This window comes from Corynebacterium kroppenstedtii (assembly GCF_016894245.1).
In the GTDB taxonomy this organism is placed as follows: domain Bacteria; phylum Actinomycetota; class Actinomycetes; order Mycobacteriales; family Mycobacteriaceae; genus Corynebacterium.
On record NZ_CP069792.1, the window covers coordinates 916,175 to 939,421 of the forward strand.

Here is a 23,247-nt window from a genome sequence, read left to right on the forward strand (position 1 = left end):
TTTACCGCGCGCGACGTGCCAGGCGTTCGCTGTCGCAAATAACGACGGTTTTACCTTCGAGCCGGATCCACCCGCGGTGAGCAAATTCGGCGAGCGCTTTGTTGACAGTTTCGCGCGATGCACCAACAAGCTGCGCGATTTCCTCTTGGGTGAGGTCGTGGTGAACTCGCCAGTTGCCATTGTCCTGAACGCCGAACCGGTTGGCTAGCTGGAGAAGCGCCTTCGCTACGCGCCCGGGGACGTCGGTAAAAATAAGGTCTGCCAGGGAATTATTGGTGCGACGTAGGCGACGCGCGAGCACACGAAGCAGCTGTTCAGAGATGGCCGGGTGGTCGTTGATCCACTGGTGGAGCTTCTCCGAGTTCATCGTGGCGGCGGACACTTCAGTGACGCAAATAGCCGACGATGTGCGCGGGTTCGGATCGAAGATGGATAGTTCACCGAACATATCCGAGGGGCCCATAATGGTGAGAAGGTTTTCACGACCGTCAGCTGCGTGGCGGGCTAACTTCACTTTGCCCTCAGTGATGATATAGAGGCGGTCGCCGGGCTCCCCCTCGTCGAAAATGGTGGTGCCGCGCGGAAATCGCACCGTCTCAAGATCATGGATGAGGTTCCGGACGGCAACAGGGTCAACACCTTGGAAAATGCCGGCACGGGAGAGGATCTCGGTGACGTCGCTCAACGTAGTCTCCACTTCTCGCAGTAGGGTCGAGTGCCACGGTGCGCGGCTGTCTGTGTTAGATACTAAATACCGCACCCGTCGCTGTATCGCACCTCACATTACTACGTGGCAGGCGAAAAGTGAGAGCTTTGTCCGATTTAGGAATAGGCTTACGCGGGAGTTTTATAGAGAGGAATAATCAATAAAAGGGTGAAAAGTTTGCCAAGGATGCCCATATTTGGGGATGAATTGACAAAACCGCTGCTTGTGCCGTTGGTCACGTTTTCGGAAGCGAACTCCCGTTGATAACGTATGCTACGTTATCGTAGCTTTTTATAGTGGTGAAAAACACATTATTTTTTGTCGACGGAACCAACGAATTGCGGTAAGAACTTTGCACTTTCTCTAGTGCGCCTCGACACCGGGGCTCGACGCCTTCTTCCTTCCGGCGTTCTTCGCGAAGAGTTCGTAGCGTTCCATGCCAATGGCGAATCCCATCAGAATGAATGGTGCGAGGAGGGCAAATAACCCGGCCATGCGGTCCACCATACCGACGTTATGTCCGGGGCGCCCGCTATGGTGTTGGCATGGCCACTACCGAGACTCCGCTTGCAAAAGTCCGTCGTGCTCGCAGGATCTCCCGCGCGCTGCACCGTGCGTATCCGGACGCTAAAGCGGAACTGAACTTTGACAATCCGTATCAGATGGTCGTCGCCACGATTTTGTCTGCTCAGTGCACGGATCGTCGCGTTAACATGGTGACGCCAGCGTTGTTTAAGCGGTTTCCCGGCCCGGAGGATTTAGACAACGCCAGCGTCGAGGAAGTGGAAGGATTTATCCGCTCGACGGGGTTTTATCACAACAAAGCGCGGAATTTGGTTGCTCTGGGGCATGAGCTCGTCACTCGTTTCGACGGTACCGTACCGGACACGATGGCGGAGTTAGTGTCGCTGCCCGGGGTGGGTCGTAAGACGGCAAACACGGTCTTGGGGAATGCGTTTGGCAAGCCGGGAATAACGGTAGATACCCATGTGGGTCGCTTGATGCGTCGGTTCGGTTTAACGGACGCGACGGATCCGAAAAAAGTTGAGCAGGACGTGGCCCAATTAATTGAGAAAAAACGGTGGACGCCGTTTTCCCATGAAGTGATTATTCATGGTCGACGTGTGTGCCACTCCCGGAAGGCAGCGTGTGGTGCGTGCTTCCTAGCGAAGGACTGTCATGGTTTCGGTGTGTGGGGTCCCACAAATCCCGACGAGGCAGAAAAGCTGGTTAAGGGCCCAGAGCGTGACCGCATTCTCGATTTAGCACTAGGGGGCCACTGATGGGGCGACAACAACGCTGGACCATCCTTATTATCGCCGTGCTCACGGGCTTGGTGATCTGCGCGGTTCCTCTCATGCTCCGGTCTACATCCAGTCACAATGACGCGCATTCGGGAGCGGCGATATCCGATAGCCCCGCGGGCCAAGGCAGTGCGGGTGAGGGTGACGCTGGCCGGGGCGATGGAACGGATGGATCGGAGGGCGAAAATTCCCCTGCGTCCAACCCCACCACTGGCCGGCCAGCGTGCCCCACTGCGTCCGCTGAGGCCGCGGTGGGCAGTCACGATGGTTCGCAAAAGGATGACGATTCGCCCCTGGGGTCGGTGACACTGCCATGTTTGGGCAACTCAGCAAGCAAGGCTGACTCCCAACCATTAAGCCGCAACCTCGCAGGCAAACCGACCGTTATTAATCTATGGGCCTTCTGGTGCCAGCCATGCAAGAAGGAACTTCCGATTGTTGACAAAGTGGCCCAGTCCCACCCGGAATGGAACGTCGTCGGCGTCCACGCCGATAAAAATGGTGACGCAGGTGTAGACGTCCTCTCCGACTTACATGTGGACCACCTGTCAAGCTTCCAAGACTCGGGTGGCGACGTCGCACGAGCGTTGCGCTTGCCGTCGGTTATTCCGATCACGGTGGTTCTTAAACCCAATGGGGAGGTCGCCAAGGTGTACCCGCAAACGTTCACGAGCACCGGCGATTTAGAGTCGGCGGTCACCGCGGTGCTCAGTTAGCAGGCTTGCAGCCGGTCGGCTAGCTCGGTATCTCCCACCGAACGCTACCGTCAGGCCGTATCCTGATCTGAGGCGTTGCGAGTTGTAGGAGGCCACAGGTGACAGAAGAGTTCCCCACGTCGTTCTCAGACCCCACCCAGCCGCCGCTGCCTGATGCGGTCCCGCCGTGGCTTCGCGCGATCACACAGCGGGCTCGCGACGGTGGTATTCGTCGTCAACTTTCTGATTTATCTCGACGGACACCGCGGCTTGACGACGCCGACGCGACCCGCCCGTCGGCAGTGCTGATGCTTGTGGCTGGCGACCCCACGTACGAGCCCACACCGGGCACGCCCTACCCCGAGGATGCCCGGCTGCTCCTGACCCACCGCGCGCCCACGTTGCGGTCGCACTCGGGCCAAATGGCGTTTCCCGGCGGGCGGAAGGACCCCGAGGACACTACGCCCATCGACACCGCCGTACGGGAAGCCCAGGAGGAAACAGCAGTGCGCCCGGACACAATGTCGCCCCTGGCGGTCCTCCACCCAATACTCATCCCCCGCACGGGAAACGTCGTCTCGCCCGTGTTGGCGTACTGGAACAACCCCACCCACGTTTACCCCGCCAGCCCCGCCGAAGTGGCCGACGTCGTCGCCATACCCTTGGGACACCTGGCGGATCCGTCGATACGAATAACCGTCGGAAGGCAAGGGTGGACCGGGCCCGCCTTTTGGATAGGGGACCTTCTACTTTGGGGTTTTACCGGCGGGTTAGTGGATGGCCTCCTCCGCGAAGCGGGTTGGGAGAAACCATGGAACGCTTCACCTGTGTACGATCTTGCAGAGACGCTTGCTCGGTCGGCGAACAATGAACCGGTGACTCGGTGGCGGAGAAACCCCCAGAAACCATCAACGCCGACAACCCCCAACCACAAGAACTGAGAGACACTGAATGAGCGGATCCACCATTGTGGACATCGTCATTGTGCTCATCGCACTATCGGCGATGCATTCCGGATGGAGACAAGGCGGCGTATCCTCCATCGCCGCGGTCATAGGCGTTCTCATCGGCGGCATGGTCGGCATGTGGGCCGCGCCGTACGCGATGGCCCAAACTGACGACAACAACACCCGATTCCTCTTCGCCCTAGGCATTGCGGTTCTCGCCGTCATTATTGGATACGCCATAGGATCCTCCATTGGCATTGCGCTGCGCAACATGATCCGCACCAGGGCCGTGTACAAGGCCGACGCGGCCGTCGGGGCCGTTGTGCAGGTCTTCACCGCGATCGTCGTCGTGTGGATGATTGCTGTGCCCGTGGTGTCCGTGTCCACCGGAGACTTCTCCAAAGCGCTCCGCAACTCCAAGGTTTTGGGGGCGGTGGACTCCCTGGCACCGCAACAGGTGAACAACTGGGGCAGCCGGGTAGGCATGTTCCTCAACCAGAACGGCATGCCGACGCTGACCGATTCGTTCGGTGAGCTACCGAATAAGGATGTTCCCGCACCGGCGGATTCAGTCTTGTCCACTCAACGCTTGAACGAGATCCGGCCGTCGATTGTTCAAGTCTTATCGACGGCACAGCAGTGCCGAAAAATGCTGGAAGGCAGTGGTTTTGTTATCGCTCCGGACACTGTGGTGACCAACGCCCACGTGGTTGCCGGATCGAATGAGGTCAAACTGCGGACAGTCAACGGTGAGGACGTGGCCACCGTCACGTATTTCAACCCCGATAAAGATATCGCGGTCCTGCACGCCGTGGATTTGGGATTAAACCCCCTGGCGCTAGACAACGTGCCCGCCACCACGGGGTCAGATGCGGCAGTCCTCGGGTACCCCTTGGGCGGGCCGTTCGATGTGGAAAACGCGCGCGTCCGTGACCGTTTGACCATCGACGGGCCGAATATTTATTCCACCGATCGGGTTCAGCGCGAAGCGTATACGCTGCGCGGATTGGTCCGTGAGGGTAACTCTGGTGGGCCCGTTGTCGATGGCGACGGTGAAGTTCTTGGGCTTATCTTCGGCGCCGGGGTGGATGATCAAGACACCGGATACGCGCTGACCAACCATGAGCTTATGGAATCGTTGGGATCGGTGGAAAACGTACAGAACTTGCGGTCCGCGGTGGACACGAAGTCGTGCGTGGCTAAGTAGGTTACGCTTTCTCCACGGCCAGCACAGCATCGCGTACCGCGTGGGGCGCCTCCATGTGGACATAATGCCCCGCGCCGGGAACGACGGTGACGTGGTCGGCGTCGGCAATAGTCTCGCGAGCTGTCTTCGACGCCGTGATCAGAGGATCCTCGGCACCGTGGAGAACGCGCACAGCCGGGGGGGTCGAGCACTCAATTTCATTCCAGCCGGACCAATCGGCCAGAACGGTTTGCGCTGTTCCGCGGGGCATTGTCGCCACCGCGGCCTTTCGGTGGCGCAGGCACGCGTAATAAGCGACGCGCTCGACGCCCATCGCGAAGCGTCGAATTGCAAGATACTCGTCGAAACTGTCGGAGTACCGGAACGCGGAGCCGGCTAGATGGGCGACGATCTGCTCAAGGAACAAGCTGTGGTCGGCTTTCAGCCAGCGCTTACCCAGACGCGGGAAACGAGTGGCCATGCCCAGCGTGATGCGGTCACGGTGCCGGATCGGGTGGCGGGTGACGACGTCGACGTTTTGACGCGGATGCGACGGGTTGAGGGCCACCACACGCTTAATGCGCTGCGGCTCGGTCAGGCCAGCGATCACCGCTGCAGGCACGCTCTCTCCGTGGGCGACCACAGTTGCCGACGTATGACCCAGCGCAAGGACCAGGCCGGCGATGTCTAGCGCCGTTGTGCCCAGGTCGTAGCCGTGAGGGGGTTTGTCAGAGAGCCCATAGCCGCGGAGATCCATGGCGACGGCGTGGTGATCCTCCGCGAGCAAGGGGAGGGCAGATTGCCAGTCGAACCATCCGCCAGCGAAACCGTGAACTAGCAGCACTAATGGGGCGTCGGGATTTCCGCTGTCTGCGCAGTGAATGCGAACTCCCCGGCTGTGATACAGGTGGTGGGTCCACGGGCCATCGAGTTCAATGGCGGAGGGGTTCGTCGGGCGTTGAGGCACACACCAGGTTTACCAAATCATGAGGTTCGACGGTAGACGGAACCAAAAACCGACGATGCAGCGGGGCATCGTCGGCGGGGTGGTGTCGACGTGGATGGACCCACGTCGGTGCTGAGTGTTTCTAGCGTTTAGCTGTAGAGGCCTTCAGCAGTTTCGACGTTCTTTGAGCTCGCAGTCTTGGAGGAACCCGAGTTGGATGAACCGCTGGGGACCACCTCGGGGAGTTTGCCGAAGGAATCGATGGTTGCTTCTGGCTTCTTCACCTGCTTGACCTGCTTGAGCCCGATGAGCGCGAAAATGCCCGCGAGCAGGAGCATTCCGGCGAAGACGATGGCGAATGCTGCCCAGCGGTAGAGCCAGATGTCAAGCACCTCTGCCAGGGTGAAGAAGAGGAAGAACGCGCTGAAGAAAGCGATAATGCCGGCGACGGCGAACATTGCTCCACCGATGGCGCCCTTCTTCACGGACTGCGTGAGTTCTGCTTTGGCGAGCTCAATTTCGGTGCGGACGAGGGTGGTGATCTGGCCGGACGCGTCCTTGACCAGGCGATTAATGCTACCTTGGCCTGCTGCGTGAGTATCGGCATCGCGGAGAGGGATACTGCCTACCTCGGGGAAAACCGAGTCTGAGCTATCGGTGTACAAGCCATTTTTGTTCGTGGAGCTCACGGGCATCCTCCTGCGCATTAAAACATGGGGAAATCAAAACTTTCTCACCCAATTGTGCCATGCGCTAGGGAAAATAGCGATTGAGGCCCTATTAATAAATTCTGAACAGAAAAGTTTGTACATTGTTGGGCTTATTAAGGGATTTAATAGCTCTAACGGGGGTGGATCACGACGTGACTGACGCAAGAAACGGGCATTGTGCGATGTGACGGCCGTGGATGCGAATTTCCAGACAGGGGTGCCGATTGTTTTCTTCATGCCCGGGTGGAGGGTAAACGGGGGCATTATCAGTGGTGAGCGCGATTTTCCGTATCGGAGCGGGGGTATTTAGAAAAGGTGTTGCATTCTGCGCCTTTCATGTGCCAAAATTGTTGGCGCAGGGCCCCCCTCCCTTGAAGGGTGAGGAGCGTGGCCCGCCCCGGCCACCCCCCCGAGCCGGGTAAGACGGCCCGCATCGATCCCCCCCTGATGCGGGCCGTCGCTCTATATCTGTAGGCCGCTGCGTGATCTCGCGCCGGCGTTTTTCGTGTGATGTGCGGGTTATACGGCAAATAATGTGTCCGCATATCCCCCCGCAGTTTCGGGTTCCAGGTGTAGCCTCTCCCGCAGTTTCCCGTGTCCCGGCTCCTTCTGTCGTATTACCCGCTTGTGTTCTCGCGGAGCTGGACGTGCGCGCTAAATCTGTGGATAACTTTTCTTATCCACAACGACGCCGGTGTGTAGCCCCTTTCTCGGCACGATCTGTTGCCGGTTTTTGCCACGATGGCGCCATGTCCTCGAAAGAACTTGTGTCCCTGGTGGCGGACCCCCACTTGTTATCAGAAGTCGAACAATGTGCGGCTGTTCTGGGAGTTTCGCTTATCGACGGCCTGATGGACGCGTCGTTGCCGTCCCGATGGCGCAGTGCCGACGCAGTGGTGGCGGATTGCGAGGGTCTGGACGAGGTCTCGTCATTAGCGCTCCCTCCCCGGCGTGGCGTGTTTGTGGTGTGCGCGGGCACTCCGCCTTGGGAGCGTGGCGTGCAGGTGGGTGCCGAGGACGTCATGGTGTTGCCTGCGCGGTCGGGCGACTTGGTGGAGGCATTGTCGACGCGATGCTCCCGAGGTGCCGTGTCGGGCGGTTGTACAGCGGTGGTCTCGGCCGTCGGTGGCGCAGGTGGAAGCACTGTTGCGGCCGGTCTGGCGTTGTCGTGGGCTCGATCAGGGCGTGGTTCCGTGCTGGTGGACGCTAATTGTGTGTCCGGTGCGGACGACGTCCTCCTCGGCGTGGAAAGTGAGCCGGGCATGAGGTGGGGTGATGTGAGCGTGCGAGGGTGGGAAAACGGTGGGGTCGATGGGCGTGCGGTGGCGGCGAATATCCCCGCGACCCCAGAGGGTGTGGGTGTGTTGTCGGTGGGGCGCGGTGCTCCGGCGGCCGTGGAGTGGAATCAGCGAGGGGCATTGGTGCAGCGTGTGGCCGGTTCGCTCGTTCGTGAGGGCCTATCAGTGGTGGTGGATGTGTCGGGCGCGACGTGGTGGGACGCTGCAGACTTCACTGGCTGCGATTGTGTTTTTGTGGTCGTCCCTGCGACATTGCGTGGTTTAGGCGGGGCAGTGCGCTGGTCGAGGGTGGCGCGCCAGGGCGGTGCGGACCCGGTGGCTGTGGTGAAGCATGAGGTGGTCTCGTCGGTGGGGGTCAAAGACGTTGAATCTGTGACGTCGATGCCGGTGGTGGCTGAGTTCGCGTCCGAGAAAAAGATCGCGAAGGAAATCGAGGAGACGGGGCTTCGGCTGTGTGGGCGGTCGAGTTTCGCGCGCATGGTGTCTGGGCTACGTGAGATCGCGGATGGCTACATAAAGAACGGCATGCCATCGTTGCCAGTCGATCAGTGCGCCATAAGTAGTGCTCACAGCCGTGCCGCGAATATGGGGAAGTTGGCAGCATGAGCAGGGTTCGAAGTTTTGTGCAGTCATGTCATTCGGGCGCGGATAATTCGGCTGCTCACACCGACGACGTCCTGGCACACGCAGGGGCGTCGGCACAGACAGGAGCCTCGGCGCAGGCAGGAGCAGTGAGTGACCGAATCCGCATGAGGCTTGCGCAGGGCAATGGCGATACGTCCACGTCGGCAATTGCCTCGGCGGTACGGGCGGAATATCCGGGCATCGGGATGTCGGGCGTCGTGCAGGAGGTTCGCCGGATTCGCGGAGAGATTCATGGTGCCGGCCCGGTGGAACCGCTGCTGGACCTGCCGGATGTGACCGACGTGCTGGTCAATGGGGCCTCGGAGGTGTGGGTTGATGGCCCGGCCGGTTTGTGTCGTGTGGATTCTCCCTTCCGCGACGACGACCACGTGCGGGCGACAGCAGTCCGTTTAGCTGCCGCGTGTGGGCGCCGCTTGGACGATGCATCGCCCTATGCGGACGGTTTTTATCGACGCGACGCTGCCGGCGGGAGCGTTCGTGTTCACGCTGTGCTTCCGCCTGTCGTTGAGCACCCGTGTTTGTCTCTGCGCGTGTTAGGGACGGCCTCAACCAGCCTGGATGACCTTGTTCGCAGTGGCAGCGTGCCGCCCGATATGGCCGACGAGTTGCGCTCGTTGGTGCGGAGCCGTCAGGCGTTTGTGGTCTCTGGTGGGACGGGCGCGGGCAAGACGACGCTGCTGTCCGCCCTGCTCGCGGAAGTCTCGCTGGACGAGCGGATCGTGTGCGTGGAGGACACCCGTGAGCTGCATCCCCTGCATCCGCATGTTGTCGCGTTGACGACGACATCGCCCAATGTGGAAGGGCAGGGGGAGATCACGTTGCGCGACGTGGTCAAGCAGACGTTGCGGATGAGGCCGGATCGGATCGTGGTGGGTGAGATCCGCGGCGCCGAGATTCAGGAACTTTTCGCGGCTTTAAACACTGGCCACGACGGGAGTTGCGGAACGATTCATGCGAACGGGCCGGAGGAGATTCCGGCGCGCTGCGAGGCCCTGGGGGCGATGGCGGGGATGTCTCCGGAGTCGGTAAGAACACAATTCCGTGCCGCGATTCGGGTTGTTGTCCAAGTTGAGCGGGCCCCGTCGCGTCGTCTCGCGAGCGTGGGAGTAGTGCCGCCGGTCGGGATGAATTCGTCCTTAACCGACGGGGAGGGAAACGACGAAAAACCGCTGTATCCAGGTATTTCATCGTCCGGAGTGGTGATGGTGTGGACGGCGGATGGTGGCCGCACCGATGCATGGCCATTGTGGGAGCGCGTTGTGCGGGGTGGTGCGCGATGATCCCGGTCGGTGTGCCGCTGTCGTGTGTGATCGCGGTGGTGGAGGGCCGGCGGGCCCGCAGCGATAAACGGGTTCGTACCAATCAACGCCAAGTAATAGCTCAGTGGGCGCAGGCCAGCAGCATGATCGCGAGCGAACTACTGGCCGGTGCAAGCCCCTTGGTAGCGGTTCGCCACGTTGCCGAAGAGATGGACGGCGCGGATGACATGGGAGGCCAGGTCGCGCGGGAGCTTCGTACCATGGTCAGTCATTGTGCCTGGTTGGGCGCTCCGTGTGCTCCGTTGAGCACGTGGTCCTGCGAGCCGGATCAGGTGGGGCGCCAGGCGATCGCTCGAGCGTGGCTGGTGTCTCACCGCACTGGTGTGCCCTTGGCGGAGGTCATGCAGGCTACGGCGGCAGATCTCCAGGCGAAGCTCCATCACCAGGAGCGGACCGAGGCCTCGCTGGCGGGGCCTCGAGCGTCGACCCGCGTGCTGATGTTTCTGCCCCTCGTCGGAGTGGCGATGGGCCAGTCCATGGGTGCGGGCTCCATTCAGTTTTTATTGACGACGCAGCTCGGCGGGCTGTTGCTCCTGGTGGGAGTTGTTCTGGAGGTCGTGGGGCTGGAGTGGTCCCGCGCGCTGATGGCGAAGGCGGTGGCGGTGTGACTACGGCGAAGAAGAACGTCGGGAGTGCGGGCCCTGCGGGGGGCATGTTAAATGCGGCCGCCGATTTGGACCTGGTGAAAGCGTGTTTGTCGTGTGGTCTTCCGGTAGGCGCAGCGGTGGGAGCAGTTGCGGATAGTGGCGGGTCCCTATTTGTTGACGTCTGGAAGGGTACGGCGGACCGGTTGGCGATGGGGGTGGATTCCGACATCGCGTGGGCATTGTGCGCCGAGAATGAGGTTTTGCGTGACTTTGCTCGGCGTGCACGTCGAAGTGCCCGCTCGGGTACTCGGTTAGCGGCCGATATAGATGCGTTGTCGATGCATATGCGGCATCGGGCAACGGATCAGGCAGTGGCGGAGGCCGAGAAAGCCAGCGTGTATGTGGCACTGCCGTTGAGCTTCTGTTTCCTTCCGGCCTTTATAGCGGTGGGGCTCGTTCCTATTGCTATCGGACTGTTATCGGGGTTGTCATGACGACGGGGAGCTTCATGATTCAGGTGGCGATAGGTGGCCGTAGTCCACCGCAGTATTTCGTGTGCTGATTTCCCGGTTTTATTCCTCGAGCAGTTTCTATTTCTTCATATTCATTGACCTGGTGTTTTAGGCCTCACTGTTGAAGTGCGGCCTGTAATCCGCCATCTTGTCGAAAGGACTCATCATGACTTGCGCAGTAACTACCAACGCAGTACCTGCTAACCAGATTGCCGAACTACCGGCAGACACAGAATCGCCATTTAATGCCGAGGCACACGCATTTGTAGCCACTGAAGCGCACCCAACAGAGGCCACTGACGTTCAGCTCTCTCCACGATCCGTCGATACTTCTCCTTCGGATGACATTTCTATCTCGGATAGCGAGAACACGTCCGACTCCTCGCCCATGAGGTGGTGGGACCGGGCCCGCGCGGCGCTGTTTAACGAGCGTGGCATGGCCACCTTGGAATACGCCTTGGTGTGCGTGGCTGCGGCCGCATTTGCCGGGCTACTCTACGTCATCGTCTCAGGCGGCGAGGTAGAAAATGCCCTCAAAGGAATCATCGAAGATGCTCTGAACAGCAAAAAGAAGTGAACCGGGCATCGTTAAGTTCACGGCTTGCCGACGACACTATGTCGGTCTCCTCCGGCCCATGCATCGTGGAGAACAACGACGCTGATTCTGACGCTCCTCCACCCAACGCCACGGCGTCGTGGTGGGCGAGGGGAAGCGTCACTATCGAAGCCGCGTTCGCGATCTCCATGGTGCTCGTCGTCGTGGGAATGGTCATCGTGGGGGTCATGGCCGTGACGAATCAGGTGGCGGCTACGGAAGCGTCGGCAAATGCGGCACGTGCCATCGCACGAGGAGAAAACCGCTCTGAAGTCGAACAACACCTAGCTAGCGCAGTGAAAAACTCGACCATGACGGTGACAACAACACCCGGTGCGGGAGGCCAGCCCGGCTTCGTGAAAGTAACGGTGACAGTGAAGAACCCGCTGAAAGATGCTGAGTCCACCTCGGTAGCTGTGAACGAAGAGAACATCGGAAGCTCAAGTGACGCCGGCTAATCCGGTTAAGTCCGACTGATCACGATCAGTTAATGCACTAGATGCGTGAGTGCGAATAACTAGAGCCTCAACGACAGGCACAACATGGAGGGGAGAACGTAACGTGGGCACAAGTGAATTCTGGTGCCGGGGGTCGATGACCGTTGTGGGGGCGGTAGTGTGCACACTAGTCATCGGTGTCTTCGGAGCACTGGTTGCTGTTGGGGCCAAAGTAGTCGATTCCAGAAAAGCTGATAGGGCAGCGGATTTATCCGCACTCGCGGCGGCTTATGTATTACAAGAAACTATTGCCGACGGTGACCACGTCATCGCCACCGCAGCACCGATAAACCCCGATCCGGAAGACGTGGCATCGAATCCCGGCCCGGAAAACGTGGCACCCGAATTCTCAACAGCGAGTACAACGTCAACGCCGTCCGCGGTGGCCCCATTGCCAGAGTCCTCTGGGGCCTGTGCATTGGCCAAGCAGGTCGCCGCAGAAAATGACGCCTCGCTGCGTTCATGCACACTTGAGGGAGAAGACGTCATCGTGTCCGTCGATGTCTCGTCAGTCCACTCACCATTCACGGCCACCGCGAGTGCCCGCGCCGGGCCAGCATAAGCAGGATGCCCGCAGAAGCAGGGGCGTGGTAAGGCGCATACTCACCGGCTGGCGTTCGCACGCCCATGGCGACGGGCTCTCGCTAGCACCCTCACTCACCCCAGCGATTCCAATCCTCGGAGCACCCGCACAGCGCCGGCTTTATCCAGAGGCTCGTTTCCATTCCCGCATTTGGGCGACTGGACGCAGGAAGGACACCCGTTTTCACACTCGCAATGGGCGACAGCCTCCGCCGTTGCTGTAATCCACTCATGGAACCGTCGGTACCCGCACTCGGCGAAACCAGCCCCGCCCGGGTACCCGTCATACACGAACACTGTCGGCAAACCGGTGTCTTGATGTAGCGCAGTGGACACGCCACCGATGTCCCACCGGTCGCACGTCGCGATCAAAGGCAACATTCCGATGGCAGCGTGTTCGGCGGCATGCAATGACCCCGGCCAGTCCCGTTCCTCCACGCCCCACCGCCGAAGTGTGGATGGCTCCACCGTGTACGCAACAGCCGTCGTCGTCAAGGTTTGTTCAGGCAGATCAAGAGATACGACATCGAGGACCTCGCCACTGGGCATCCGTCGCCTGTAGTCGACAACCTGATGCGTGACCTCAACGTTCACATGAGCCAACCACACTCCATCACCCAACTCGTGGGAAGAAAGAGTAGAAAGAACGCGAATGTCAGTGTTCTCTCGAGCCCAGGTTGTCCACGCGGGAGCCTCGCGGTGAACCAGGGCCAGCCCATCGTCCACGCTCAGGTCATCGACGACATAACTGTCGCCCTGGTGCAAATACACAGCGCCGGTGTGCGTCTGGCTCATGGCCCGGCCCTGATCGATCACGCCCACCAGCCGCCCGGTATCGCCCTCCACAATGGCGACGTCACCCCCATCGTCGCCGCGGATACTCACCACTGCATGCGCGTTCACCGGCGAAATATCGGGAGGAAGGAGAGCACCCAAACCCACTGCCCCAACCTCTCGGGCGTCAAACTCATCCGGCGCGCTCAACGCCTCAATCGGCCTCTCCACCGCAAACCAGCCACGCCGCCGCCGGCGCAACAGGCCAGCGTCGCACAAATACTCGGCGCTCGACCAGGCACCCCACTGATCAATCTCCTCATCGGTCAGCGGACGTTCCACCGCCGCGCAATACAAATGAGGCACCATCACATACGGATTGTGCGGGTTAAACACCGTTTGCTCCACCGGCGACCCCAACAACACCTCAGGGTGATGAACAAGATACGTATCCATCGGCTCATCGCGGGCGATCAGCGTGACCAGCGACCCCTGCCCGCGCCGCCCAGCACGCCCCGCCTGCTGCCAAAACGACGCAATCGTCCCCGGATAACCGCAAGCCACAACGGAATCCAAGCCACCAATGTCCACCCCGAGCTCCAAGGCATTGGTGGTCGCCACCCCCAGCAGCTTTCCATTGTCCAAATCGTGTTCCAGCTTCCTGCGGTCCTCCGCGAGGTAGCCAGCACGATAAGCAGCTATCCTCGCACCATCCTCGGGGCGTCCCAACCGCCCCAGTGCCTCCGCCGCCCGGGCAGCGACCGTCTCAGCCGATCGACGCGACCGCACAAATGTCAAGGTTCGCGCACCCTGCGCAACAAGATTCGCCATCACGTCGGCAGCCTCTTGCGTTGCGGGTTTGCGCACAGGCGCCCCATGCTCACCCTCTATGTCGGGAAGGAAACTCGGCTCCCACAACACCACCGTCCGCTCTCCGGCGGGAGAAGCGTCGTCAGTGACCTCCACGAAATCATCAGCACCATGACCACACAGCCGAGACGCATGAACCGCAGGACGCGACGCCGTCGCACTCGCCATCACAAACACCGGAGAAGCGCCATACGCCCTGGCCAGACGGTCAAGACGTCGCAAAACAAGAGAAACATGGGCGCCAAACATACCGCGGTACGCATGACACTCATCCACAACGATGTACCGTAGGTTGCGCAACAATCGCCCCCACCGCGCATGTGCACCCAGCACCGACAGCTGCACCATATCCGGGTTGGTGAAAACCCACTGCACACTATCCCGAATAGCGCGCCGGGCCTCCGGCGGTGTGTCACCGTCGTAGCCACCGATACTGACACCCCGCAGCGAACCAACTTCACGCGTCATCTCCGCCACATGAGCCAATTGGTCATTCGCCAGTGCCTTCGTCGGGGTCAAATATAGGGCGGTCGCGTTCTTCTTCTCAGCAAGAGTGGTCAGAATCGGCATCTGGTAACCCAGAGACTTTCCCGACGAGGTTCCCGTCGCCACTACCGTGTCATGCCCCTCCCACAGAGCATTGGCGACGCGCACCTGGTGGGCCCACGGCCGCGCAATGCCCTGGTCAACGAGGTGGTCGCGGAAATCCCGGGGTAGCCACGACGGCCAATCCCCATGCCGGCCCTTACGTGCCGGAAGAGTCTCGGTGTGAAGGATTTCGGAGCGAGGAAACGTTGTGCGGATACTCTCCAGGAGCTCCTCGCCGAAATTATTGGGGTGTGCTACCACTTTTGTGCGCTATGCCTCGTGCTGTTTGATGAAGCCAATGGCAGGAATTAGGTTGTGCGGGAAATAGTAGTTGTAGGCATGGACCGATCCGCCTTCCCTGCGGCTGGATTCCTGGGCGATAACGTTGGAAATCGTCGGAGGATCAAGTTTAGAAACGATCGCTGGAATATCTATCTGTCCTCTGAGCAGGGCGACGTCGGCTGCTTGGTCGCCGAGAACGTGGTGGAGTAATTCAGGTGCTGATGCTGACGTATCGCACGCGAAGTCCTTGGCATCACAGATTTCCATGACTTTGCTTGATTGGTCGCCATAATCTAGTGGCTTGAAAAGAGGTTTGTCGTCTAGCGGAGCGGTTCCAATGTTAGTAACCCCATGAGTTTGTCGAACGGGGTTACCTTGCATGACTGAGGACCCAAGCTGTTCTTTGCTAATGGGGCCATTCCCCTGCGCAATGGAATTGACGAGGTGAGCAGCAACATCGGCCCCCTCAGAATATCCGTAGAAATGGAAGCGCGTGTGCGGGCATTGGGAGTCAATTTTTTTAATAAGCTTCTTCGCCTGCGATATTCCGCTATCTCGCGTTTCCCGGTAAGTCTCCAGATTGGTGGTTAAGACGGAATCGTAGGGCAGCGTATACACCTTGTTATTCGCATGTGATAGCCCGAAATACTGCGGAATATCCGTGTAATGAGGAAGCTCTGCCGGATACAGGCTGGAGTTTGAACCCATGGGCGCCATGTAGATAGTTGCGTTCGCGGGACATGAATTCGACAGCGAGGTCGGGAGGGTGGGCTGAGCAGCTGCGGTGGCTGAGGATGCGGAAATGACTGCAAGACCCGTAATGGCTACTGATGTGGCCGAGGCTGCAAGTCGCCTTAGCGAGGGGAGCAAGGGAATGCCTTTCACTAGCACGACAATCGTCGTTGAACTGCGACAAAGATAGTGTGGACTACACCGATGCGCGCATGACATCGACGCACGCTGCACCGATGTTCGAGCTACATCTTAGTGCTACGAAGCGACCACTTTGTTTCATGGGGCCGTGGCGTAGCAGCCCCGCTAGGGAAACCGTGCGGCCTCAAGCCTTTCGACCGCTAGTCCTTGAAATACTCGGATACGATGTTCGCCGCATCGGCCGCGTTACCGGCAAGAACACCGTGGCTGTAACCCTTGAAGGTGTGCAAAGTGCCGCCCATGGCGTCACGCATCTCGGGAGCGCCGTGAGGTGTCACCGCCGTGTCCTTGTCGTAGCCCAGGTTGAGCGGTTTGACGGCCAATTTATCCCCATTGACCTTCATGATCGGTTTGTTATGGGGCCACCCGTCGCATTCCTGCCCGCTGGCGATCATTTGGTCCACGGCGACGAATTGATCCCCACCGATGTACTGGTTAATCAGCGAAGGAATATATTCACTCCGAGCCGGAGGGTTGGCATTTTCATTGCACATGATGGCTTGGTTCACCAGCCCCATTTGGATTTGCTGCATAAAGATGTTCTTTAGCATCTCATCCTCGGCATCGCTTTCTTCCGAATCAGAGTCATCCGCTTCCTCTGCCTTCTTCTTGGCCATTTCCTCTAACTTGGCCAGCTCAGGTGTTCGCTCCTTTTCCTTCTCCACCAAGATTTCATCGAGCGGCTTGATGGGGTCTGAGGAAGCGCTTTCTGCAATTGCAGCCGCGGTATCTGGCCACGATTGCTGCGAATACAGAGCTTCATCCAGCGGAGAAAGTGCTTGCTGAGCGCCGAATCGCTTCAAAAGGTCAAACGACTCGGTGAATGTGTGCGATCTCCAGTAGACATAGTCGACGGCACTCAACAGCTTGACGGCACTGTCGGCGTAGTCGTCGGGCACGGCGCTCACGTCGTCGCGGTGGGCTGGCGGCGGCGTCAGCGGAGGAGTCACGTTGTATGTCGCTTTAATCACCCGAGTGAAAGATTTGTACACCTCGCGAGGCGTCTTTCCTAAGTGATATTTATCGTCATTCTGAGCAGTCCAATCGAAGAAAGCATTCATCGCTTCTTTTCGGATTGTGATGCGGCTCCCACCGAGCCCGAACCATGCGTCATTAGGCGACATGCTGGAATCGAGCACCATTTTGTTGGTGTGCTCGGGGAACAATGTGGCGTAGGTCGCCATGAGAAGGCCCCCGTATGACACCCCGTAAAGATTGAGCTTGTCTTCGCCCAGGGCTTTCCGCGCTTCCTCCAGGTCACGCGCCGTGTTTTCGGTGTTGATGGTATCGGCATACCCGGGCTGCGTACGCTGGCACGCCCGGTACAGGTTGCCCCCGCCGGGAACGAGCGATTCCAGTAAGCCTTCGTCACATTCGAGTGGGGTGCCAAAGGTCAGCCCTCGTGGTTCGACGGCAACCAGGTCATAGTGCTCAAGCACGTCGGTAGGCATCTGAATATGCCCGGTACTCTTGTTTTGCGGCGCCTTGTCAGTGAACATCGCGAGCGCGTCGAGCCCCGGTCCACCAATATTCCCTGCGATAGTGCCCTTCTTGGTCCCTTTGGCCGGGATCTTGCTCATCGTGAGCTCGATCTTTCCGACGTCGGGGTAGGCGTAGTCCTTGGGGACGGTGATGGTGGCGCATTGTGCTCGCTCGACTGTCATGCTGCCGGGCGGGCACGGCCCCCACTTCAGCTTTTGAGCTTCGTGATTGTCCTCGGGCTTCGCCGTATCCGACGTTCCATCCGACGACGGCGCATCCGACGACGCTCCATCCGACGGCATAGCCGGCTCGGTTGCGGAATCCTGCGGTGTGGGATGCGGGTACGGGCCAGCGTGCGCGAGGCCGGGCGCGGAAAGAGTGAGCGTCGCAGCCATCACGGTGGCGGCGATTGTTTTGGATGGGACGGTGCCGGGAAAACCAGGAAAACCAGGTTTCCGGTGCGTGGACCGTCGCTGGTTAAAGCGTGCGTACGGGCTGCGGTGCGTTGTCATAGGGGAGCTTTCGGATAAGGGGGAGAGGAGCGGACGGGGAGAGCGCCAGAGCCATTTACTCAGCATGGCTGCATTAAGCTCCCTCGAGCATAGTAAAAATAATGATCAATGGGGAGGGTTTGTCAGCAGTTGCGTCGTCAATAAACCGCCCCTCCCCGCCATGACCTGCCCCTTTCGTCGGGAGTGATGACTATCTGTAGCCAGACGTGGCTGCTTTGAAATAGATCGAGTACGCTTGATCTTCGACGATAATCGTTGAGTTTGGTTGTCGTTTTGCTGCACGATAGAAATTGGGTACAAGGTATGGCACAGGGAACTGTGAAGTGGTTCAACGCGGAGAAGGGCTTCGGCTTCATCGCTCCGGAAGACGGCTCGCAGGACGTCTTCGTCCACTACACGGAGATCCAGGGAAGCGGCTTCCGCACCTTGGAGGAGAATCAGAAGGTCGAGTTCGAGATTGGTGAAGGTGCTAAGGGCCCTCAGGCTCAGCAGGTTCGCGCTCTCTAAGAACTCACTAGTAAGTCCTCATCGGATCACTGCCATTACTGATGGCGTGCGATGTCGACTATAAAAATCAGCCCTTCCACTGGTTGTCATCGGTGGAAGGGCTTTTTACCCCCTTTACGTGATTTGCATATGTAATTTTGCGTTTGTCTATGGTGCATGGTCTAAGGTGACACGGAAACACCCAAGTGTGATGTTTAAGTAGATATCGTGTTGCTTATCTGGAGCGGTGGTGCCCAGTCTGTGCCATGTGGGTTCATGCGCGATTCGGTGGTTGGATCGGTCTGTCGTGGTCAGTTCATGGTGAGGTGTGTGGCCTAGCTTTGGTTCGGAACAATGTGAACAATGTGATGGGCTTGTGTGAAGGGAAGGCGAGAACCCAACGTGGCAGCATCTGGTAGCGCCGAAGGAGACGGTGTGAAACGGCTGGTCATTGTGGAGTCGGCGACGAAGGCTCGAAAGATACAGCCGTACCTCGGCTCGGATTACATTGTTGAGGCCTCCGTGGGCCATATCCGCGACCTGCCGAGGGGTGCAGCCGATGTGCCTGCGAAGTATAAGAAGAAATCGTGGGCCCGTTTGGGCGTCGACGTTGAGAACGACTTCGCTCCCCTTTATGTGGTTAACCAGGACAAAAAGAAGAAAGTTGCGGACCTCAAAGCCAAGCTGAAGCAGGTTGATGAGCTCTATCTGGCCACAGACCCCGACCGCGAGGGCGAAGCCATTGCCTGGCACCTTCTGCAGGTGCTGAAGCCCAAGGTGCCGGTGCGCCGCATGGTGTTCCACGAGATCACGAAGCCGGCGATCCTGGAAGCGGCCAAACATACCCGTGAGCTTGATCAGAACCTGGTTAATGCCCAGGAGACCCGTCGTGTGCTGGACCGGTTGTACGGGTACGAGATTTCCCCGGTGCTGTGGAAGAAGGTGATGCCGCGGCTGTCCGCCGGTCGGGTGCAGTCGGTGGCTACGCGCGTCATTGTGGAGCGTGAGCGGGATCGTATCGCTTTTACCTCCGCCGATTATTGGGATTTGACGGGGACGTTTGCTCTTCGTTCGGGTGCCGACGCTGGTACGCCGGGTTCCTCCACCGCGGGCTCTTCCACTGCCTCGGGCGAACCTCGCTCCTTCCCCGCTCGGCTGGCGGAAATCGATGGTCAGCGCGTCGCCCAGGGCCGGGACTTTAACGACGACGGCCAGCTGACGTCGAAGGCCGTCGCTCTCGACGAAAAAGCCGCCAAGGATCTGGCCGGCCAGTTGTCGGGCGCGGCGATGTCGGTGCGGTCCGTCGAGGAGAAGCCGTACACAAGGCGCCCGTATCCTCCGTTTATGACCTCGACGCTCCAGCAGGAGGCCGGCCGCAAGCTGCATTACACTTCTGAGCGGACGATGCGCATCGCGCAGCGCTTGTATGAGAACGGCCACATTACGTATATGCGTACGGACTCGACGACATTGTCGGAGTCGGGCATTAATGCTGCTCGCGCGCAGGCCAGAGAGCTGTACGGGGCGAAGTACGTCGCGAGTGCCCCGCGTCAGTATTCCCGCAAAGTGAAGAACTCGCAGGAGGCTCACGAGGCTATTCGCCCTGCTGGTGAGTCTTTCGCTACTCCGGGCCAGTTGGGTGGCCAGCTGGACGCGGAGGAATTCAAGCTCTACGAGCTGATTTGGCAGCGGACGGTCGCGTCGCAAATGGCCGACGCGAAGGGCACGTCGATGAAGGTGTTCGTCGCGGGCGAGTCCACGGACGGCCGCGATTGCGTCTTCACGGCGACGGGCCGCACCATCACTTTCCCCGGTTTCTTGAAGGCTTATGTGGAGGTATCTCGCACTGCCGACGGCCGCAATGTTGCCGACGACGCGGAGAAGCGGTTGCCTGTCTTGTCTGAGGGGCAGGGGTTGACCGCTACCGACGTCGAGGCTGATGGCCACTCGACTACTCCGCCGGCTCGTTACACTGAGGCGAGCTTGGTGAAGAAGATGGAGGACCTGGGGATCGGCCGCCCGTCGACGTATGCGTCGATTATTAAGACGATCCAGGATCGCGGCTACGTGTATTCGCGTGGGAACGCGCTGGTGCCGTCGTGGGTGGCGTTTGCCGTTGTTGGGCTCCTTGAGCAGAACTTCGGTTCGCTGATTGATTACGATTTCACGTCGTCAATGGAGGATGTGCTGGACTCTATCGCGAATGGTTCTGAGGATCGTTCGCACTGGTTAGAGGGCTTCTATTATGGCGACGACGGTGCGTCGAGCGCGAAGGCGGAGACGATTGCCCGCCTGGGTGGTTTGAAGCACCTTGTCGGCGGCAACCTGGAGACCATTGATGCCCGCGCGGTGAACTCGCTTCATATGTTTGATGACGAGGATGGCAATCCCATTGTTGTGCGCGTAGGCCGTTATGGGCCGTACTTGGAGCGCACGCGCGCGGGTAGTGATGAGCCCCAGCGGGCTAATCTGCCTGACACAGTGACCCCGGATGAGCTGGACCTTGCGTTGGCAGAAAAGCTTTTAGCGACGCCACCGACGGGGCGTGAGCTCGGGGAGAACCCCGATAATGGCCGGATGGTTGTGGCGAAAGAGGGCCGGTATGGTCCGTACGTCACGGAACTTGTTCGTGATGATGAGCGGGAGAAGGCCGAGGCGAAAGCCTTGGAGACCGTGGACGCCGAGTGGGATGCCGATGATGAGGCCCGCAAGGCAGAGGGCAAGAAGCCGCTGAACCGTGAGACGAAGACGGCGGCGAAGAAGCGCGAGAAGCGTGTTAACGAGCTGGTCACGGAGATGTTGAAGCCGAAGACGGCGTCGTTGTTTAGCAGCATGGAGCCGTCGACGGTGACGCTGGATGAGGCGTTGAAGCTGATGAGTTTGCCCCGCGAAGTCGGTGTGGATCCGTCGGACGGTGAGGTTATTACTGCTCAGAATGGGCGGTACGGTCCGTACTTGAAGAAGGGGACAGATTCGCGTTCCTTGGCTGATGAGGAGCAGATTTTCACTGTTACTCTCGACGAGGCGCGCCGTATCTATGCCGAGCCGAAGCGCCGTGGGCGTGCTGCGGCGAAACCTCCGCTGAAGCAGCTGGGCGATAATGACGTCTCGGGCAAGCCGATGACCGTCAAGGAGGGCCGTTTTGGCCCGTATGTGACGGATGGCGAGACTAACGCGAGCTTGCGTCGTGGTGATACGCCCGAGGCCATGACGGATGCCCGGGCGTGCGAGTTGTTGTCGGAGCGACGTGCCAAGGAAGCCGCTAATGGTGGCGCGAAGAAGAAGTCTTCGAAGAAAGGCACGAGGAAGTCGACGAAGAAGTCGGGCCGGAAGTCCACCTCTAAGGCGTCCAAGAAAACGTCGAAGAAGTCGACCGCGAAGAAATCAACGACCAAGAAAACGGTGAAGTCGTAGATCCGCAACCGCTAAGGTGAACACCCCGTGTCGTCGGCCAGGGAAGGGAACTCCATGACGCACCGCATGAAGAAGCTCATCTTCGTGATATTTTATCTCGTCCTCGCGTGCGTGACGTTGGCGGACACCGATAGCTGGACGTCCGGCACAGCATGGTTGGTGTATGTTAGCTTCGCGTTTTTCGTAGCCTACCTCGTACTGGGGTTCTGGGGCTCCCGGTGGGGCACCGACCCAGACTTCAAACCTGATCTCACCGCCGACGATATTGCGTATATCACCAAGGTGCGGGAGAAGAAAGACCATGTCGCCGCGGTGAAAGCTCTGCGGGAGCGTTACCCGCGGCTGACGCTAACCAACGCTAACGACATGGTGAAATCTCTATGACGTGCACTGCACGGCACGCCCGGAGAGCGCATGGTCGACAAGCTTGTGGCTTGGCGCTTTATCCCGCATGTCGTCGTGGCTGTAGTAGAGGCCGACGCGGCACACGTCTTGGATCATGACGTTCTGCACGGTCGCCCCGGGCCCGGCGGTGAGGTAGCCGGCCCGCGGTGGCGTTGACGCAATGTCGGTTTCGGTGGCAATAACTGTGTAATCGACCCCGGGCTCGGTGTCCGGGATGCTGTTGAGGTGCGCAACGACGTCAGAGTCGGTGACTTGCTGCATGGGGGCGGTACCCAGAATGTTGTTGCCCGCGGTGCTCAGCAGTGGGTCGCGGTTCGGCTGGAGAGCGGAGACACCGAGTTCCGTCGTTCCGTGGTTGGTGCCGGATAGGGTGACGACGTGCGAGACCTGCTCGGCGCCGTATTCATTGAGCATCATGCGGGTTATCGCCCCGCCTTGCGAGTGGGCGACAATATCGACTGTCCCGGAAGCCGCCCCGGCGTCGGTATTGGTGGCGACATTGTGCACGAAGTCGTGGAGCTGGTCAGTGGAGGCGTACATGTCTCCCAGGCCACCCGCGGGGTGCGTGGTGACCGCACCCTTAATTTTCATGGCTTTCCCGCTGATCGAGCTGTTATCTATGCCGTAGGTGAGGGAGTAGACGCAGTAACCGCGGTCGTGCAGGTAGGTTCCTAGTGGTGCCATGTCGTGTGCTCCGGCCCACGTTCCGGGGACAAGGACGACGGGGTTGGGGTGCTCTGGCGCGGACACACAGGTGGGGTCGTTCCCCCAGTCGAACTTTTCGACGGTGGGCGCGCTGCCCAGGTAGTGGGACGGTTTTGGCGTTGCGGTCTGCGCGTCACCGGCGAGTGCAGGTGCCGGGGATATAGAAACTAACGCTGCGGCGAGGGCGCCTGCGACGCTGGTCGCAAGGGCATGCGTGAGTGACATGGGGTTTGTCGCTTTCAGGAGGATGGGAGGATGGGAGGACGG

The 23,247-nt window shown here is 59.6% G+C and carries 22 protein-coding genes; 14 read left to right on the forward strand and 8 right to left on the reverse strand.

The annotated features are described in order from the left end of the window. Position 1 precedes the first annotated feature (1 nt). Both glxR and I6J23_RS10825 read right to left on the reverse strand, forming a co-directional pair. Positions 2–685, reverse strand: a complete 684-nt coding sequence (gene glxR / locus I6J23_RS04075; RefSeq protein WP_012732600.1) for a CRP-like cAMP-activated global transcriptional regulator GlxR — start codon at positions 683–685, stop codon at positions 2–4. Positions 686–1,069: 384 nt separating this feature from the next. Continuing rightward, the gene (locus tag I6J23_RS10825) at positions 1,070–1,201 is read right to left on the reverse strand and encodes a hypothetical protein (RefSeq protein ID WP_260623998.1); all 132 of its coding nucleotides are present in this window, start codon (positions 1,199–1,201) and stop codon (positions 1,070–1,072) included. A 50-nt stretch (positions 1,202–1,251) separates the two neighbouring features. Between I6J23_RS10825 and nth the strand changes: the two genes are divergently transcribed. The 4 genes from nth (at position 1,252) to I6J23_RS04095 (ending at position 4,859) form a co-directional block, all read left to right on the forward strand. Beyond that, positions 1,252–1,989 (forward strand): endonuclease III, encoded by a 738-nt coding sequence (gene nth / locus I6J23_RS04080; RefSeq protein WP_046203279.1) that lies wholly within the window; start codon positions 1,252–1,254, stop codon positions 1,987–1,989. Then, positions 1,989–2,726 (forward strand): TlpA family protein disulfide reductase, encoded by a 738-nt coding sequence (locus I6J23_RS04085; RefSeq protein WP_204582630.1) that lies wholly within the window; start codon positions 1,989–1,991, stop codon positions 2,724–2,726. The genes nth and I6J23_RS04085 overlap by 1 nt, the downstream gene beginning before the upstream one ends. Positions 2,727–2,824: 98 nt before the next feature. Beyond that, a complete protein-coding gene (locus tag I6J23_RS04090) occupies positions 2,825–3,646 on the forward strand; it encodes an NUDIX hydrolase (protein WP_204582631.1) in 822 nt (273 codons plus the stop codon). A 10-nt stretch (positions 3,647–3,656) separates the two neighbouring features. Next, a complete protein-coding gene (locus I6J23_RS04095) occupies positions 3,657–4,859 on the forward strand; it encodes a MarP family serine protease (protein ID WP_204582632.1) in 1,203 nt (400 codons plus the stop codon). A gap of 1 nt (position 4,860) precedes the next feature. Here the strand turns inward: I6J23_RS04095 and I6J23_RS04100 are convergent, their stop codons facing one another. Together I6J23_RS04100 and I6J23_RS04105 are read right to left on the reverse strand one after the other, a co-directional pair. Further along, positions 4,861–5,805: an alpha/beta fold hydrolase gene (locus tag I6J23_RS04100; protein ID WP_204582633.1), complete on the reverse strand. Its 945-nt coding sequence runs from the start codon at positions 5,803–5,805 to the stop codon at positions 4,861–4,863. 128 nt (positions 5,806–5,933) lie between these two features. After that, positions 5,934–6,473 carry a phage holin family protein gene (locus tag I6J23_RS04105; protein WP_204582634.1) on the reverse strand — a complete coding sequence of 180 codons (540 nt, stop codon included), beginning with the start codon at positions 6,471–6,473 and terminating at the stop codon, positions 5,934–5,936. Positions 6,474–7,243: 770 nt separating this feature from the next. On the opposite strand from I6J23_RS04105, the gene ssd reads away from it, so the two are divergent. The 7 genes from ssd to I6J23_RS04140 all read left to right on the forward strand — a co-directional run bounded on the left by ssd (position 7,244) and on the right by I6J23_RS04140 (position 12,509). Beyond that, positions 7,244–8,398: a septum site-determining protein Ssd gene (ssd, locus tag I6J23_RS04110; protein ID WP_204582635.1), complete on the forward strand. Its 1,155-nt coding sequence runs from the start codon at positions 7,244–7,246 to the stop codon at positions 8,396–8,398. Positions 8,399–8,541: 143 nt separating this feature from the next. Then, on the forward strand, positions 8,542–9,717 hold the full coding sequence (locus I6J23_RS04115; protein ID WP_412523817.1) for a TadA family conjugal transfer-associated ATPase: 1,176 nt from the start codon (positions 8,542–8,544) through the stop codon (positions 9,715–9,717). Continuing rightward, positions 9,675–10,364 (forward strand): type II secretion system F family protein, encoded by a 690-nt coding sequence (locus I6J23_RS04120; RefSeq protein WP_204582637.1) that lies wholly within the window; start codon positions 9,675–9,677, stop codon positions 10,362–10,364. Before I6J23_RS04115 ends, I6J23_RS04120 begins: the two co-directional genes overlap by 43 nt. Continuing rightward, the gene (locus tag I6J23_RS04125; RefSeq protein ID WP_204582638.1) at positions 10,361–10,837 is read left to right on the forward strand and encodes a type II secretion system F family protein; all 477 of its coding nucleotides are present in this window, start codon (positions 10,361–10,363) and stop codon (positions 10,835–10,837) included. The genes I6J23_RS04120 and I6J23_RS04125 overlap by 4 nt, the downstream gene beginning before the upstream one ends. Before the next feature lie 184 nt (positions 10,838–11,021). Continuing rightward, a complete protein-coding gene (locus I6J23_RS10675; protein WP_239454988.1) occupies positions 11,022–11,432 on the forward strand; it encodes a DUF4244 domain-containing protein in 411 nt (136 codons plus the stop codon). After that, positions 11,429–11,908 carry a TadE family type IV pilus minor pilin gene (locus tag I6J23_RS04135; protein ID WP_204582639.1) on the forward strand — a complete coding sequence of 160 codons (480 nt, stop codon included), beginning with the start codon at positions 11,429–11,431 and terminating at the stop codon, positions 11,906–11,908. Before I6J23_RS10675 ends, I6J23_RS04135 begins: the two co-directional genes overlap by 4 nt. Positions 11,909–12,011: 103 nt before the next feature. Further along, positions 12,012–12,509, forward strand: coding sequence for a pilus assembly protein TadG-related protein (locus I6J23_RS04140; protein WP_204582640.1), 498 nt, complete (start codon positions 12,012–12,014; stop codon positions 12,507–12,509). A gap of 95 nt (positions 12,510–12,604) precedes the next feature. On the opposite strand, the gene I6J23_RS04145 is transcribed toward I6J23_RS04140, so the two are convergent. The 3 genes from I6J23_RS04145 to I6J23_RS04155 form a co-directional block, all read right to left on the reverse strand. Next, on the reverse strand, positions 12,605–15,022 hold the full coding sequence (locus tag I6J23_RS04145) for a DEAD/DEAH box helicase (RefSeq protein WP_204582641.1): 2,418 nt from the start codon (positions 15,020–15,022) through the stop codon (positions 12,605–12,607). 9 nt (positions 15,023–15,031) lie between these two features. After that, the gene (locus I6J23_RS04150; protein WP_204582642.1) at positions 15,032–15,928 is read right to left on the reverse strand and encodes a cutinase family protein; all 897 of its coding nucleotides are present in this window, start codon (positions 15,926–15,928) and stop codon (positions 15,032–15,034) included. Between the two features lie 188 nt (positions 15,929–16,116). After that, complete coding sequence (locus I6J23_RS04155; RefSeq protein ID WP_204582643.1) at positions 16,117–18,036, reverse strand: alpha/beta fold hydrolase; 1,920 nt, start codon at positions 18,034–18,036, stop codon at positions 16,117–16,119. A 237-nt stretch (positions 18,037–18,273) separates the two neighbouring features. Between I6J23_RS04155 and I6J23_RS04160 the strand changes: the two genes are divergently transcribed. From I6J23_RS04160 to I6J23_RS04170, 3 genes are all read left to right on the forward strand, one after another. Then, complete coding sequence (locus I6J23_RS04160; protein WP_046203272.1) at positions 18,274–18,477, forward strand: cold-shock protein; 204 nt, start codon at positions 18,274–18,276, stop codon at positions 18,475–18,477. Positions 18,478–18,858: 381 nt separating this feature from the next. Further along, positions 18,859–21,870 carry a type I DNA topoisomerase gene (gene topA / locus I6J23_RS04165; protein WP_204582644.1) on the forward strand — a complete coding sequence of 1,004 codons (3,012 nt, stop codon included), beginning with the start codon at positions 18,859–18,861 and terminating at the stop codon, positions 21,868–21,870. Between the two features lie 27 nt (positions 21,871–21,897). After that, a complete protein-coding gene (locus I6J23_RS04170) occupies positions 21,898–22,254 on the forward strand; it encodes a hypothetical protein (protein WP_204582645.1) in 357 nt (118 codons plus the stop codon). Here I6J23_RS04170 and I6J23_RS04175 read toward each other — a convergent pair. Continuing rightward, entirely contained in the window at positions 22,249–23,205 is a 957-nt protein-coding gene (locus I6J23_RS04175) for an esterase/lipase family protein (RefSeq protein WP_204582646.1), read from the reverse strand. The two genes, I6J23_RS04170 and I6J23_RS04175, sit on opposite strands and share 6 nt — an antisense overlap. Positions 23,206–23,247 lie beyond the last annotated feature (42 nt).

Excerpts from the sequence above, each read along its gene's own strand:
- I6J23_RS10825 (WP_260623998.1), bottom strand. The coding sequence starts at position 1,201 with ATGGCCGGGTTATTTGCCCTCCTCGCACCATTCATTCTGATGGGATTC.
- nth (WP_046203279.1), top strand. The coding sequence starts at position 1,252 with ATGGCCACTACCGAGACTCCGCTTGCAAAAGTCCGTCGTGCTCGCAGG.
- I6J23_RS04085 (WP_204582630.1), top strand. The coding sequence starts at position 1,989 with ATGGGGCGACAACAACGCTGGACCATCCTTATTATCGCCGTGCTCACG.
- I6J23_RS04095 (WP_204582632.1), top strand. The coding sequence starts at position 3,657 with ATGAGCGGATCCACCATTGTGGACATCGTCATTGTGCTCATCGCACTA.
- ssd (WP_204582635.1), top strand. The coding sequence starts at position 7,244 with ATGTCCTCGAAAGAACTTGTGTCCCTGGTGGCGGACCCCCACTTGTTA.
- I6J23_RS04115 (WP_412523817.1), top strand. The coding sequence starts at position 8,542 with ATGAGGCTTGCGCAGGGCAATGGCGATACGTCCACGTCGGCAATTGCC.
- I6J23_RS04120 (WP_204582637.1), top strand. The coding sequence starts at position 9,675 with ATGGCCATTGTGGGAGCGCGTTGTGCGGGGTGGTGCGCGATGATCCCG.
- I6J23_RS10675 (WP_239454988.1), top strand. The coding sequence starts at position 11,022 with ATGACTTGCGCAGTAACTACCAACGCAGTACCTGCTAACCAGATTGCC.
- I6J23_RS04155 (WP_204582643.1), bottom strand. The coding sequence starts at position 18,036 with ATGCTGAGTAAATGGCTCTGGCGCTCTCCCCGTCCGCTCCTCTCCCCC.
- I6J23_RS04160 (WP_046203272.1), top strand. The coding sequence starts at position 18,274 with ATGGCACAGGGAACTGTGAAGTGGTTCAACGCGGAGAAGGGCTTCGGC.
- I6J23_RS04175 (WP_204582646.1), bottom strand. The coding sequence starts at position 23,205 with ATGTCACTCACGCATGCCCTTGCGACCAGCGTCGCAGGCGCCCTCGCC.